At 47.1% G+C, this 14920-nt stretch carries 7 protein-coding genes and 1 tRNA gene; 1 reads left to right on the forward strand and 7 read right to left on the reverse strand.

The window, feature by feature from the left end; translation table 11 throughout:
* Positions 1-13 precede the first annotated feature (13 nt).
* The 7 genes from F0U83_RS03720 to rpsU form a co-directional block, all read right to left on the reverse strand.
* Entirely contained in the window at positions 14-1333 is a 1320-nt protein-coding gene (locus F0U83_RS03720) for an aminotransferase class I/II-fold pyridoxal phosphate-dependent enzyme (RefSeq protein WP_138986587.1), read from the reverse strand.
* On the reverse strand, positions 1330-8751 hold the full coding sequence (locus F0U83_RS03725; RefSeq protein ID WP_138986588.1) for a type I polyketide synthase: 7422 nt from the start codon (positions 8749-8751) through the stop codon (positions 1330-1332). Before F0U83_RS03725 ends, F0U83_RS03720 begins: the two co-directional genes overlap by 4 nt.
* Positions 8752-8983: 232 nt before the next feature.
* Positions 8984-9060: transfer RNA gene (locus F0U83_RS03730), tRNA-Ile, on the reverse strand.
* A gap of 67 nt (positions 9061-9127) precedes the next feature.
* The gene (gene rpoD, locus F0U83_RS03735) at positions 9128-10972 is read right to left on the reverse strand and encodes an RNA polymerase sigma factor RpoD (RefSeq protein WP_138986589.1); all 1845 of its coding nucleotides are present in this window, start codon (positions 10970-10972) and stop codon (positions 9128-9130) included.
* Positions 10973-11140: 168 nt separating this feature from the next.
* The gene (gene dnaG / locus F0U83_RS03740; protein ID WP_138986590.1) at positions 11141-12937 is read right to left on the reverse strand and encodes a DNA primase; all 1797 of its coding nucleotides are present in this window, start codon (positions 12935-12937) and stop codon (positions 11141-11143) included.
* A gap of 33 nt (positions 12938-12970) precedes the next feature.
* The gene (locus tag F0U83_RS03745) at positions 12971-13420 is read right to left on the reverse strand and encodes a GatB/YqeY domain-containing protein (protein WP_138986591.1); all 450 of its coding nucleotides are present in this window, start codon (positions 13418-13420) and stop codon (positions 12971-12973) included.
* 44 nt (positions 13421-13464) lie between these two features.
* Positions 13465-13680: a 30S ribosomal protein S21 gene (gene rpsU, locus F0U83_RS03750; protein WP_138986592.1), complete on the reverse strand. Its 216-nt coding sequence runs from the start codon at positions 13678-13680 to the stop codon at positions 13465-13467.
* Between the two features lie 188 nt (positions 13681-13868).
* On the opposite strand from rpsU, the gene tsaD reads away from it, so the two are divergent.
* Positions 13869-14897: a tRNA (adenosine(37)-N6)-threonylcarbamoyltransferase complex transferase subunit TsaD gene (gene tsaD, locus F0U83_RS03755; RefSeq protein ID WP_138986593.1), complete on the forward strand. Its 1029-nt coding sequence runs from the start codon at positions 13869-13871 to the stop codon at positions 14895-14897.
* Positions 14898-14920 lie beyond the last annotated feature (23 nt).

Consider the following 14920-nt stretch of genomic DNA (forward strand, 5'->3'; position numbering starts at 1 on the left):
CAATCCAGTCAAACTAAATAAAAGCTTTTAGATGAGCTAAGGTTTTCATCACTTGCGCTTCAGTGTGTTCGCAGGAGAGGAAAAAACGTAACCGTGCACTACGTTCGGGAACAGCTGGGTAGACAATAGGCTGTACATTAATTCCCTGTTTGAACAAGGTATCAGATGCATTAGCTGCTCGCATAGAGCTGCCGAATATAATGGCTATAATCGCGATACCCTCACTGCTACCTGTATTGAAGCCCATATCTTTAGCCTGTTTTAGGAAAAACTGAGAGATATGATGCAGCTTTTTAATGCGTTCTGGCTCTTGCTGCATAAGGTGCAGCGCCGCCAGAGAGGCGGCCGCAGTAGGGGCCGGAATGCCAACACTGTATAAAAAACCGGGAGCCATATAGCGTAAATGTTCGATAAGCGCAGATTCTCCTGCAATGTAGCCGCCGCACCCTGCCAGTGTTTTACTGAGGGTGCCCATCCAAATATCCACTTCCCGACCCGCTATTTGGAAATGCTCCCGTAAGCCTTTACCTGTGGAACCTAACACCCCAAACGAATGAGCCTCATCTACCATCAAAAAAGCAGAAAACCGATTTTTTATTTCTACAAGTTTATTCAGGTCAGGGAAGTCGCCATCCATACTGAACATTCCCTCCGTCACAATTAAAACTCGCTCAAATTGAGTGCGATGCTCGAGCAGTGTCTTCTCTAGTGCAGCGAGATTGTTGTGAGGAAACGATAGCCGTTTTGCACCAGATAGTTTGGCGCCAACCAGCAAACTATTGTGGCTAAACTCATCGTGAATAATCAGATCCTTCGGCCCAAACAGGTGCCCAATCGTCGATACATTCGTTGCATGGCCACTCACAAAAACTACGGCATCATCGACCTCATAGCACTCTGCAATAGCCGTTTCGAGCGTTCGATGAACAGGGCGCTCCCCCGATACAATACGACTGGCAGAAACAGAGGTGCCGTATTGGTTGATCGCTTTTACAGCGGCCTCATTTACATCGGGGTGTCCAGATAAATCTAGGTAGTTATAGCTGGCAAAGTTGATCATCTCCTGATCATCAATGTAGCTGGTGGCTCCTGCATTACCTTGATGGACTCTAAAGAAGGGGCTGGTTATACCTAACGAGTGTGCACCTTCTCTAATGATCGTCATTTGCTGATAGCCTGGTAGCTGATCGAACTGACAATACTTTTGTTCCTGTTGATTAGCGCGAATCAGTGAGCCAATGCCGGTGTTTGGGCTTTCAGCTTTTTTCAGCTTATGCTTGAGTGTCTGTTGTATCAGTTTCTCTTTAAGTTGTTGAGACAGTTTACTGTTCATACTGATGAGTCTTCTTCTGCAAGGTGCTGGCTGGCAACCTGTTTGGTCATCTCATCTTCATCGCTCTGCTCACCGCGTAGTTGGTTCATCAGTTTATGGCTGAGTTTTCCCAAAGTAGGTGTTTCACTTAATGCCATCACTGAAACACTAATACCTAGCTTGGATTCAATTGCCGACATCAACTCTACCCCCATCAGTGAATCCAGACCCATGTCGTACATGGAGCGGTTAGGGTCTAGCTTATCTTCAGATGTCATGAGGATTTTACTGAGTTCTGCTTTCAATAATGAGAGCAACTTCTCTGTTAACTCGTCATCGCTCATTGCTAGAAGTTCATTGATGTCCAACCGGTTATCTTCGCTTTGGTCATTATCGGAATTGGCGAGCGCAATCTCTCTAAATTTTGGTTGAGCTGCGCTCGGTAAGAATCGGCTAAGTGGTCCCCATTCGAATTCAAGTACCCCTTGACTACCAATACCGTGGAGTAACATCTGTTCTAATGCTTCCAAGGCTTTATCTGAAGGTAAGGCTTGCCCACCTATACGGCTTTGTAATGCATCCTTGATTTTCTCATTACGCGCGAGGAATCCTACATCATCAATCGCACCCCACCGAGGGCAAGTAGCAGGTTTACCACGACGAATGCGGTCTGCGGCCAATCCTTCTAACCAGTGGTTTGCAGCTACATAACTGCTTTGCCCTGGGTTGCCGAGCAGTGTTGTTGCAGAGGAGTAAAGTACGAAGAACGAAAGATCCAAATGATCAGTCAGTTCATCAAGCCATAGCGCCCCTGCGATTTTAGGTGTTAAAACACGCTCCAGTTGTTCTTGGCTAAGGTTCATTGCAAGGCTATCTTCAATGACTGCTGCAGCATGAACAACCCCTTTAATTGGAGGCATTTTTTCGGCGCTATTGTCTAGCAATTCAGCTAGTGAGTCCCGGTTGCTAACATCACAGGCGCACGCTAGTACATTAATGCCTTGAGCTTCTAGTTGTTGCACAGCTTCTACGGCATTATCGTTTCCTAAGCCGCTTCGGCTAATCAGAACCAAGTGACGAGCCCCTTTGCTAACCAACCATTGGGCCGTTTTTAAGCCAAAGCCCGCCAGCCCGCCAGTGACGAGGTAACTGGCATTTGGTTCCAGTGTCAGCACCTCGCTTGGTGGAGTCGTAATTGGCTGTTTAGGTCGAATCGGCTGATCATAGCCGATAACTATTTTTCCTATCTGCTTAGCTTGCTGCATATAGCGGAACGCATCTACAACATGATTTGCATCAAACAGTGTGTAAGGCAGTGGATAAAGCGTGCCGTCTTGGAATAGCCCCATCATCTCTTGGAAAAGACGGTGAGTTAGCTCTGGCTTTGACTGCATCAGCTGATCAGCGTCTATACCAAAATAACTGATATTATTACGGAAAGGGCGCAGACCAATCTGGGTATTCTCGTAGAAATCGCGCTTACCTAACTCTAAGAATCGGCCAAAGGGTTTGAGCACCCGTAGGTTTTGGTTAATGGCTTCTCCGGCGAGGGAGTTGAGAACGACATCCACTCCCACTTCTTTCGTGTCTAATAAGATCTCTTCAGCGAAAGTCAACGAACGGGAGTCATAAATATGCTCAACACCCATCATGCGCAGGAAGTCTCGTTTGCTTTCAGAACCCGCCGTTGCATAGATCTCGGCCCCTATCCATTGGGCTACTTGAATCGCTGCAATGCCAACACCTCCGGCCGCGCCGTGGATCAGGATTTTTTCACCAGGTTCAAGGCGCGATAAGTAGTGCAAGGCATAATAAACTGTAAAGAACGTGCTTGGGATTGTGGAGGCCGCTTCAAATGAAATACCCTCCGGAATATGTGCAATAGCATTGGGTTGCGTAACCACTGAATCGCTAAAGCTGGCAGGGCCAAAGCCAACGACCGTGTCGCCTGGCTGGTAGTCGCTTATCTTATCCCCAACTGCGGTGACAATACCTGCAAATTCGAGTCCGAGTGTAGGCCCTGCAAAACCATTTTCGATCGCCTCGTCAGACAGCATCCCTAAGGTGTACATGACATCACGGAAGTTAAGTCCAGTGGCTTTAATGTCTACGCGGATTTGGTCTTCATGAAGTGGACTGATCTCTTTGGCGTACCATTTTAAACTCTTTAGCTGCCCCGGTGTTTCAAAACCCAAGTAATAACTAACTGCAGGTGTACTGGCACATTCAGACGATGACTGCAGGCTAGGTACAGGGTTTTTACGTAGGCGAGGTGCATAACGCTGACCCCGTTGATCGATGAAGAGCTCCTGCTCAACTGAAGGTACTGCATATTCAGCATAGAGTGTCTGGTAAACCGGCGTAGTGAGCGATTTAGGTAGATCAATCAAATGCAGTCTTGTGTGCTGCGACTCATTCATGAGAGTGCGTACAAACCCCCAAATAGCAGAATCATCGGATTGGTGATGTTCCCAGCTCGCATTAGGGTCATCACAGGGGTATAAGCTTGCAACATGTCGAGTTAATACCCAGAGGTTAACTTCTGAAGCGGATGTCTCAATTGCTTTGAATAGGTTGTTCAGCCCCTTGCAGCGATCATTGATCTGCTGGAGTTTCATTTGCGATGTCGGTGCTGATTGTAATCCTATGGCGAACAGCAGATTGTCAGAAACATTCTGAGTCAACCAGCTCGCGCAGGCTTCCAATGTCCAATTTGCAAAATCAGATAACGAAACGAGCGTGTTTTGTGGATAGTTATGACCGTCAGTCGGAAACAGAGAATTATCCGAATTGTCCGTTAGGACATGCCAGTGTTCTAAGGTTATAGGGAGTTTGATTTCCTCTGGGCGCTGGTATTGGCCGATCACCAGCTGTTGTTGGGATGTCGTATACCCTTTTAGGATGTGGCAGTCATCAATACCATACTCTGCAAGTAGATCAGCCCACTGTGACGGTGATAGTTGTTGAGAGTGCCCTGCTGTTAACCATTCTGGGTGGCTTCTCATTAACAGCTCTAACCAGTGCGATGGTGTGGGTACTATCAGTATCAGATGGGCATTATCAGCCATAAGCACCGATAAGTGTCTCATCATGATGCCAAAGTCGGATAGAGTGGCCCCATTAATATTAATAATAACCAATTGGTGTTGGGGAGCTTGTTCCTCTTCTATATCGAGCAGCGGAATAACATTCAGGTAGGGGAATTCCTCCTGGAGATGCTCCGCTTTATTAATAGCGCCGCTATTGAGGCTGGTAAAGCTGACATCATACTGTTTAGGGTCGAGTGCCTCGTTAAAGTAACGGCAAATCTCAGGAGATGATACACCAACCTCAAGGATACGTAGGCGTTGCACATTTGCTTGTGCGGATAACTGCTGAACTTTATCTATCAAGGCGCTTGCTACATCATGAGCAAATAACGGTGTATTACGTACCTGTAAGAGGGTGTCATATGCCTCTAGATTAACAGAAGGCAGCTGGTCGGGAGCCTCTAACCATCGAGATAGCTGAAGGTTAAAACGTCCTAGTGCATGAGTAACAGCAAACACCTCAGGGTAGTCCCGCGCCATCATCTGCCAGATTAGATTGGCGGGAATAGCTTCATCGTCATTCTGAGGTGTTATTTGCCAGCCTTCACTGGTTTCTGTGATAAGTTGACTCTGGGCGGCACTGTGAATCAAACACTGCAGCAGAGGCTCACTTTCTGGGTAAGCTTCAGTGAATTCTGCGATATATGTGCTATTAAATAGTCCTCTGGCTGCCAATTTAGGCACATGCTCGGTAAGAATAGCATTGGCTAGTGCATCAAACAGTGGGTCTATCTCTTCCTGATAACGCTGGCATTTGACTAAGGTTTCTGAGGAAAGGCAATCTTGTAATACCAGTCTCAGATCCATAGGAGTAGCCGAGAGTTTTTGCGCAGGTGTGCCAGTTAAGTGATAATCTAAATAATCTACCCGTTGCGTTGCTGACTTTTTCACACGTACCGCTTTAAAGCGGGCTTCTTTGATTGAAGCGATATGCACCCCGTCGATATCGAATAGATCAAATTCAGCGGTAATTGAATGGGGTGAACGCTTTAGAAGCCGAGCTTGAGCCACATGGAGCGACTTGGCTTGTGTTCTAACAAAAATGCGGCCAACTCTTACGGGGACATATGCAATCCCTTCATTATTGTTAAGTTGCTCTTTCAAGAACTGGATGATTAATTGAAAAGTGCAGTCCAGTTGCGCAGGGTGAAGCCAGTAGCCACTTTGATTAAATTGTGGGTCAAATACCCCCAACACGCGATCACCTTCTGCCCAGCCATGAGTAATCGCTTGAAAAGTCGGGCCGTAATCTAGTCCAACTGACATCATCATGCTGAGATGATCTGTCAGGGTCAAATCATAGGGACGTCTTGGCAAGGCAGGGCAGGGCTGGCTAAGATGCAGTGGGGTGGGTGCCTTCAAAAAGCGACCAGCCGCATTCTTTGTCCAGTGTTCACCTTCGACTAAATCGCGACTGGAAATAGTGATTTCGCCGCTTTTGGGTTGCAGTGAAACGCGAGTCTTCTTGCTATGTTGGTTATCGAGTGTCAGAGGATTATAAATCTCTATCTCTTCAAGCTCTACAAACTCTGTGGGAGTATTTAAATGAGTCGCTGCTAGCAATAACTCAATGTAACCTGTCCCGGGGAAGATGACATGATCATCGACGACATGATCAGCCAACCATGGATAGGCCTGGGTATCCAGTGTGTTTTCCCATGTATGTAAAAACTGCTTAACCGGGTAGCCTAATAAATCATGCTGCTTTTGGCGCATGAGTAGCCCAATGCTGTTAGCAGACTCAGGGTGCCAAAGCCTTTCTCGCTGCCACGGATAGGCAGGTAGCTCAATTCTCTCTGCAGGTTGCGCAAAAAGACCGGAAGATTTTATGTCTTCACAAATGAGTGCTTGGGCTGCGGCCCTTTCGATAAGCTCGATTTGATCTTTATGTTTGGTCAGCGTTGTGAGCGTGAGTCCTGTAAGATCTGCATGTCGAAGCGCATCGTTTAAATAATTTTTGAGGACAGGGTGAGCGCCTATTTCAATAAAAGCTGTATAGCCATCTGCAATCATCTGATCGATAGCGGATTGAAATAGCACCGGTTGGCGAATGTTATCCCACCAATAATCAGCGGTGAGTGTGCTTCCATCCAGCAGTTCGCCTGAAACGGTTGAGTAGAAAGGCAATTGGGAAGCAGAAGGTGTTAAATTGCTAAGGCTGATCTTTATTTGTTCTTCGACTGAATCCATTTTGGAACTATGGAATGCATAATTCAGATTTAGTCGACGGTAAAAAGTACCCTGCTGTTTTAAATGGGACTCTATTTGAGAGAGTTGATCAGGGTTGCCCGCTAAGGTGACGCCTCTTATGCTGTTGATTCCAGCTAGTTCTACTTCCGTTAAGGCGAGTTCTGTAATAAGTGCTTGTGTGCTCTGGGCATCAAAGCCAACAGCGGTCATTTCACCAAGTCCGGCTGTTTTGCCCTGGTGTTGACTGCGGTAGTAGATGACATGAACCGCTTGCTCTAGCGTCAGGGCGCCACTGGCCCACGCTGAAGCGACTTCGCCAACACTGTGACCAGTCACTGCTGATGGCATTACATGGTGAGCACGAAGGAGTTCGGTTAATCCAACTTGCAGTGCGAACAACGCTGGCTGTGCGATCTCCGTGAGCGCCAAACGTTCCTCGCCATTGTTACCTTGTAGCTCCTCAATTAGTGAGAAGCCAGCCAGCGGTGTGAAATAACCATCAACCTGCTCGACAGCAGCTCGAAAAACTTCTGAGCTTTGGAGTAATGTATTGCCCATTTTCTCCCACTGGCAACCATTACCGGAGTAGACGTAAGCTATCCTGCTGGAAGGTGTGTCATTGTAAAAAGGGTCGACCTTATCAGTAAGTAAAGATGATAATTGTGCAGCCGCATCTGTGCAGTTTTCTGCCCAAATTGTATGTACGATGGGGTGGATTTCGCGATGTAAGGCGAAATTATAAGCCAGTGCATAAAAGGAATCACTAGCAGTTTCTAGCAAGGTTATCGCTTGACGAACCGACTGCTCCAGTGCGTTTATATCCCTAGCTGAGATAATAAGTGGAATCTTTTTTGATGGTGTTTGAGCAGGAGGCGTTGCCTGAACTTTGGGTGCTGTCTGCAAGATAACATGCGCATTCGCTCCCCCAAAACCAAACGAATTAACACCAATGGTAAGGGTTTTTTCTGTGGATAGTGGCATGTTTTCGGTAACGACACGAATATTCCAATCCTCAAAATGAATATTAGGATTGGGGGTTTTCATGCTGATAGTAGCAGGCACTTCTCGATGCTTAAGGCAATAAATTGCTTTCGCTAGGCCTGCTATACCCGAGGCTGCTTCTAAATGCCCCATATTACTTTTGACCGAACCAATAGGTAGAGGCGTACTTCTGCCTTTCCCTAAAGCCATACTGATGGCTCGGGTTTCTATAGGATCACCAACCGCTGTGCCAGTACCATGAGCCTCAACATAATCAAGTTGTTCCGGTGACAAGCCTGCTTTTTGATAGGCAGCTGTCATTAAAGCGGCTTGTGCTTGGGGGTTAGGAACCGTCAGGCCTGACTTATAACCATCTGTATTTACTGAGGAGCCTGCAACAACCGCGAGGATAGCATCACCATCTCTAATCGCTGCGTCGTAATCTTTCAGCAGGAATATGCCGCCCCCTTCGGATCGAACATAACCATCACCCTCGGCATCAAAAACTTGGCATTTACCCTGTTTGGAAAGCATGGTTGCCTTAGAAAAAGCAATAAAGCCATAAGGGTGTAAGTGTAAGCTGACACCGCCGGCTAAGGCTTGCTCCGTTTCGCCGGAGCGAATGGATTGACACGCCTGATGAAAAGCAACCATCGAAGAGGAGCAAGCGGTATCCAGGGCAATGCTGGGGCCATGCAGATCAAAGAGATAGGAGATTCTGTTAGCTGCAATACTGGAGGTATTTCCGGTCGCAACACTAGAGTCGACGATGCTTAAATCCTCGGCAAAACGGTACGCATAATCAGCACTAGCGATACCGATAAAAACCCCGCAGTCGCTGCCTTTCAATGATGAGGGTGGTTTACCTGCATTTTCAATCGCTTCCCATGTCATTTCGAGCAGTAAGCGTTGCTGCGGGTCCATCAGGGATGCTTCACGAGGAGAAATACCAAAGAAACTTGCATCAAAGCCCGAAACATCTCCTAGCGAACCTGCTTTGAAGGTGTAGCTAGTACCAGGGTGTTTGGTGTCAGGATGTGAAAAAGCGTCAAACGACCAACGGCCTGATTCTACCTCGGACACTAAATCACGATGGTCAAGAAGGTCGGACCAAAAGGTCTGGGGGGTTGTGCCAGGAAAGCGAAAAGAAGTACCTATAATGGCAACACGTTTATCCATAACTTACAGCTCTGACTCCGGGGGGGGCAAATAGACCCTCAATTATACTGCTAAAGAGAGATAAATTCAGGCGCTTTTGCGATTTTGTTGGCCTAATGGCGTACAGTGCAAAGCTTGCTGGGACTGAATATTGACATGTTATGCTGCTGTCGCTGAATGGCTACTTTATAGAATTTATAAAGATTGAAGTAGATAAAGCTAAAAAGGATAACTACTAGGAGGTCTGTTGAGTTGGTGGGCCCACCAGGACTTGAACCTGGGACCGACGGATTATGAGTCCGGCGCTCTAACCAACTGAGCTATAGGCCCTTCAAAAGAGGCGCCAATAATACAGTGTCTATACTATTGGCGCAATACTTTGATATGTAACAGGAAGTTATTCGTCCAAGAAGCTGCGTAAGTGATCGGAGCGGCTCGGATGGCGCAGTTTTCTTAACGCTTTAGCTTCGATTTGACGAATACGTTCACGCGTTACATCGAACTGCTTGCCGACCTCCTCAAGGGTGTGGTCGGTGTTCATATCGATACCAAAACGCATGCGCAGTACTTTGGCTTCTCTGGCAGTTAAGCCTGCGAGTACTTCGCGCGTTGCTTCACATAGTCCTTCGCCTGTTGCTGAGTCCACAGGGGAGGTGTGATTAGAATCTTCGATGAAATCCCCAAGGCTTGAGTCTTCATCATCACCAATGGGTGTCTCCATGGAGATAGGTTCTTTGGCGATTTTGAGTACCTTACGAATTTTGTCCTCAGGCATCTCCATGCGTTCGGCAAGTTCTTCCGGTAAAGGTTCACGCCCCATCTCCTGAAGCATCTGTCGTGAGATGCGATTCAGCTTGTTGATGGTTTCAATCATATGTACCGGTATACGAATGGTACGAGCCTGATCGGCAATAGAGCGTGTAATCGCTTGTCGGATCCACCATGTTGCGTAAGTAGAAAACTTATAGCCACGGCGATATTCAAATTTATCCACGGCTTTCATCAGGCCTATATTGCCTTCCTGAATGAGGTCGAGGAACTGTAAGCCGCGATTAGTGTATTTCTTGGCAATAGAGATAACCAAACGTAGGTTGGCTTCTACCATCTCTTTTTTGGCGCGACGGGCGCGAGCTTCGCCAATAGACATGCGGCGGTTAACATCTTTAATTTCCGCCAGTTCTATTTGGGCATCTCCCTCGATTTGGATTAGCTTTCTTTGCGCTCTTTGTAGGTCTGGTAGGTTGACGCTTATAGAACGAGCATAGCTTTCACCAGAGTCGGCAAGTTCTTGGAACCAGTTGGTATTGGTTTCGTTGCCTGGGAATGCTTTGATAAAATCTGCGCGGGGCATTTTGCAGCGTTGCACGCAGATACGCATAATAGTGCGCTCTTGTTGGCGTGTTCTATCAATGAAGTCTCTGACGCGTGCTACGAGGATGTCGTAGTAGCGAGGCGTTAGTTTGACAGGGGAGAAAGCTTCGCATAGCTCTTCAAGGGCTATCGAGAACGCTTTGCTCTGGCGCCCTTCTTTTTCTTGAAGGCTGTAGAGGTGAGCTAGTTTTTCTCTGATATCAGTGAAGCGCAGGCGTGCCTCTTCGGGATCAGGGCCGCGATCGCCATCCTCTTCGTCATCTGTGCTGTCATCGTCATCATCGTCGTCGTCACTATCGCTGTCATCATCTTCGACAATGGCGTTAGGTTCAATAATGACAGCTTCTTCTATCGGGCTGTCGGGATCTATGTAGCCACTAAAGATATCGCTAAGGCGACCTTCTTCCTGTAGGACTGTATCGTATGCATCAAGCACAAATTCGACAGAGCCTGGGAAGCTGGCTAACGCAGACATAACTTCGCGAATGCCTTCTTCGATGCGTTTGGCAATTTCGATTTCGCCCTCGCGCGTAAGCAGCTCAACCGTGCCCATTTCGCGCATGTACATACGAACAGGGTCGGTTGTTCTGCCTGCATCGGACTCTACAGCGGCCAGTGCGGCAACGGCTTCTTCATCGGCTTCTTCAGCAGAGTCGCCTTCAGTCATTAAAAGCGTTTCGGCATCAGGAGCTTCTTCAGACACGGAGATACCCATGTCATTAATCATGCGGATGATGTCTTCCACCTGATCGGGATCGGCGATATCTTCCGGAAGGTGGTCGTTGACCTCGGCGTATGTTAGATAACCCTGTTCTTTGCCGCGGGCGATCAGTTCTTTTAGACGAGATTGCTGCTGAGAGGTACCTGACATAGATGTCCTACGATGATGCAATTGTGACGAAAAAGTAAGCGCGACATTATAACGTCGACGCTCGTTTAAAGCTAGCTTATCCCATACGGCAAATTACCTATGCCATAGGTTGATATTAACTTTAGTCTAGTTTCGTAGATATGGGGGTAGATTGGGGTAAAACAAGTATTATTTTCTAATCAATAGCTCAGATAGCAGTTTTTTCTCGTCGTTTGTTAGTGCTGATAAGGGTTTCTTTTGCAGACGAGACAGCTGGCTTTCTTGTAGTCGCTGGGTAAGGCGCTGCCAGGCTTCGTCGAATAGTTGGTTGGCATCACCATTGAGTACAGGATCTAAGCGGGATATCTCGCTCAGTTGTAGGAGGTGGGTACGCAACTCTGGGTCATCGTTCCAGTCGATGATGAGTGTGCCAATGGATTGGTTTGGACGATGTTGTAGGTGGGTGAGTAGCTTGCAGAGTAGGTCTGCTTGAGGATCGGATAGCTCCGCAAGGTCGATAGAGCTTGGTGCTTTTTGAGCTAATTCAGGGTGGTGTAATAAGAGTGATACTAAGTGGCTGCAAAGGGTTGTTGTGTGCTTAATGATAGTTGCAGGTGTGGGGCGTGACTGCCTAAATGTAGGGCGATGCGGTTCTGCTTTTTCCGTTTCTTCATTTATTTGGCTGGACTGTGTCAGATTGATAGTTGTATTAATCTGCTCTAGCGTCAGACCTGTTAGTTCGCAAATTCGGTCTAGCATCATTTGCTGGCGTAAGCTGGTTTGCATGCGTTGGATATTGGGGAGTGCTTGTGTGCTGAAATTGGCGCGCCCGCCAATACTGCTTAGGTCATGATTCTCGCTGTAATACCGGAAGAAGAACTCAGAGAGCTCTAAGGCTTCTGATAAATGCTCTTCGAAAGCTTCTTTTGAGGTTTTCCGAACCAGTGTGTCAGGATCTTCTCCTTCGGGAAGGAAGAGGAAGCGTGCTTCTTGCCCATCTTTGATGATGGGGAGTGTTGTTTCCAGCGCCCTTTCGGCAGCTTTTCGTCCTGCTGCATCACCATCAAAACAGAATATGATCTCCGGTACGCTTTTGAATAGGCGCTCTAGGTGCTGTGCTGATGTGGCTGTGCCGAGTGTGGCGACGGCGTAAGTAATGCCGTATTGAGCGAGGCTGATAACATCCATATAGCCTTCAACAATAAGGATACGCTCTAATTTTGGGGTTAGTTTACGAGCCTCGTACAGGCCGTAGAGTTCTCGTCCTTTCTGAAAGGTGTCTGTTTCAGGTGAGTTGAGGTATTTCGGTTTTTCATCTCCGAGTACGCGCCCCCCAAACGCAATGGTTCTGCCTCGCATATCCCGTATAGGAAACATAATGCGCTCTCTAAAGCGATCATAAAGGCTATCTTTTTCTTCGTGCCGGATTAGCATTCCGCTTCTTTCGAGAAGGTCTTTTCGTTCTTCTGAGGTGCCTAGTGCTTTAAGTAGATTGTCCCAGCCAACAGGGGCAAATCCGATACCAAAGGTTTGTGCAATCTGGCCGCTTAAACCGCGAGATTTTAAATAATCTACCGCAATGTGTTTGGTTGGGTGGCTGCGTAGTTGGTTTTGGTAGAAGCTGGTTGTTTCATCCAATATATGGTATTGCGCTTTGTGCTCGCTGTGTCTTTGTTCTTGGGCTTCGTCTCGTGGCACATCGACGCCTACCAGTTTGGCGACTTCTTCAACTGCTTGGGGAAACTCTAGACGTTCATACTCCATGAGAAAGCCGATAGCGTTTCCGCCGGCACCGCATCCAAAGCAGTAATAAAACTGTTTATCGGGGCTGACTGAAAAGGAGGGGGACTTCTCTTGGTGGAATGGGCATAGGCCAGAATAGTTTTTGCCAGTCTTCTTGAGTTTTACTCTGCCGTCGATGATATCGACAATATTGACGCGTGCGAGTAAATCATCAATAAAGTTCTGTGGTATGCGTCCGGCCATATTCTGCTCAATCGGGTGGGATTGGACGGAATGTTAACCTGTTAAGCTCTCTTTGACGAGTTTAGATACCATTCCCATATCTGCACGCCCTTGTACCTTGGGCTTTAGCTCGGCCATCAGCTTACCCATATCTTGCATGCCGGTAGCTCCGGAGGTTGCAATGGCTTCCTGAATGGCTTTTTGAATCTCTTCATCGCTTAGCGGTTGCGGCAAGAAAGTTTTAATCACCTCCAACTCTCGTCGCTCAATGTCCGCCAGATCAGTGCGGTCCGCTGAATCATATTGTGAGATAGAATCACGGCGCTGTTTAGACATTTTGTCTAGCGTTGCCAGTACTCTTGCATCATCTAGTTCTATGCGTTCGTCAACTTCGATACGCTTAATTTCTGCCAAAATAAGACGAATAGTCCCAAGGCGCTCTTTTTCTTTAGCGCGCATGGCTTCTTTCATTGCTTCAGTAATCTGCTTTTTGAGTACTGACATTTGGCCTGACCTGTAACTAGAGGATGTTTAATCTCGGTATTAAATTAGTACAAACGTACGCGGCGAGAAATATCGCGAGAAACTTTCTTAGCGTGACGTTTTACAGCAGCAGCGGCTTTACGCTTACGAACTGATGTTGGCTTTTCATAAAATTCGCGCTTACGAACTTCAGCCAATACACCCGCTTTTTCACAAGAACGCTTGAAACGGCGTAGTGCAACATCAAATGGCTCGTTATCTTTTACTTTTACTGCAGGCATGTAATCAACCTAACCTTATTAATTTTAATGAATTTACATAATACTACATCCAGTGAAACTAAAAGCTCCCGGATGAGGGGCGAAATTTTAAGCCTGAGCCAAGTAATTGTCAAAGTCTAATTCGTGTATTTGTCAGGGATATAAGGGATAATGAGCGCAATTTCGTAAATTGTTTAGAGAAAGCGTCAATGAAAGTTCTTGGAATCGAAACTTCCTGCGATGAGACGGGTGTGGCTATCTATGACAGTGAGCATGGTCTGTTGGCCGATACGCTCTACAGTCAGGTGAAAATGCATGCCGAATATGGCGGTGTGGTCCCAGAGTTGGCTTCTCGAGATCATATTCGTAAATTGTTGCCTTTGGTGAGTGAAACTTTAAAAGAAGCAAACTTAAGTTCTCAAGATATTGATGCAGTTGCCTATACGGCAGGGCCTGGGTTGATTGGTGCGCTTATGGTAGGAGCGTCAACCGGTAGGGCGATGGCAATGGCTTGGGGTGTTCCCGCAATCGGTGTGCATCATATGGAAGGGCATCTATTAGCGCCTATGTTGGAAGAGTCCCCCCCTGTTTTTCCTTTTGTTGCTTTGTTGGTCAGTGGTGGTCACACACAACTTGTGAAAGTAACCGCGATAGGGCAGTACGAGTTGCTGGGGGAATCTCTGGACGATGCGGCTGGTGAGGCCTTTGATAAAGCGGCTAAAATGATGGGGTTGGATTATCCTGGTGGTCCATTGGTTGCTAAATTGGCAGAACAAGGTGATCGTACGCGATTTCGTTTCCCGCGACCTATGACAGATAGGCCAGGTCTGGATTTTAGTTTTTCCGGTTTGAAAACCTTCACCCTCAACACCGTTAATGATCATAAAGTGGATGGTGTTTTAGCTGATCAGACTCGAGCTGATATAGCAGCCGCCTTTGAGGATGCAGTGGTAGAAACGCTAACCATTAAATGTAAACGCGCTTTGCAGCAAACCGGTTTGAAGCAATTGATTATTGCAGGTGGTGTTAGTGCCAATCAACGTCTTCGAGACCGCTTGGAGTCGATGGTGGCAAAAGAGCACGCAGCACTTTTTTACGCGCGTCCTAAATTTTGCACAGACAATGGTGCGATGATTGCCTATGCAGGCTGCCAAAGATTGTTGGCGGGGCAGTCGAGTGATTTGGTCATCGAGGCAAAGCCTCGTTGGGCGATGGATCTGCTTGAGCGGCTTGATTAGATTGTAAGGCAAAATAGGTATTA

Origin of the sequence: Neptunomonas concharum (genome assembly GCF_008630635.1) — a bacterium.
Lineage (GTDB): Bacteria > Pseudomonadota > Gammaproteobacteria > Pseudomonadales > Balneatricaceae > Neptunomonas > Neptunomonas concharum.

Excerpts from the sequence above, each read along its gene's own strand:
- rpoD (WP_138986589.1), bottom strand. The coding sequence starts at position 10,972 with ATGTCAGGTACCTCTCAGCAGCAATCTCGTCTAAAAGAACTGATCGCC.
- F0U83_RS03725 (WP_138986588.1), bottom strand. The coding sequence starts at position 8,751 with ATGGATAAACGTGTTGCCATTATAGGTACTTCTTTTCGCTTTCCTGGC.
- dnaG (WP_138986590.1), bottom strand. The coding sequence starts at position 12,937 with ATGGCCGGACGCATACCACAGAACTTTATTGATGATTTACTCGCACGC.
- tsaD (WP_138986593.1), top strand. The coding sequence starts at position 13,869 with ATGAAAGTTCTTGGAATCGAAACTTCCTGCGATGAGACGGGTGTGGCT.
- F0U83_RS03745 (WP_138986591.1), bottom strand. The coding sequence starts at position 13,420 with ATGTCAGTACTCAAAAAGCAGATTACTGAAGCAATGAAAGAAGCCATG.
- F0U83_RS03720 (WP_138986587.1), bottom strand. The coding sequence starts at position 1,333 with ATGAACAGTAAACTGTCTCAACAACTTAAAGAGAAACTGATACAACAG.
- rpsU (WP_138986592.1), bottom strand. The coding sequence starts at position 13,680 with ATGCCTGCAGTAAAAGTAAAAGATAACGAGCCATTTGATGTTGCACTA.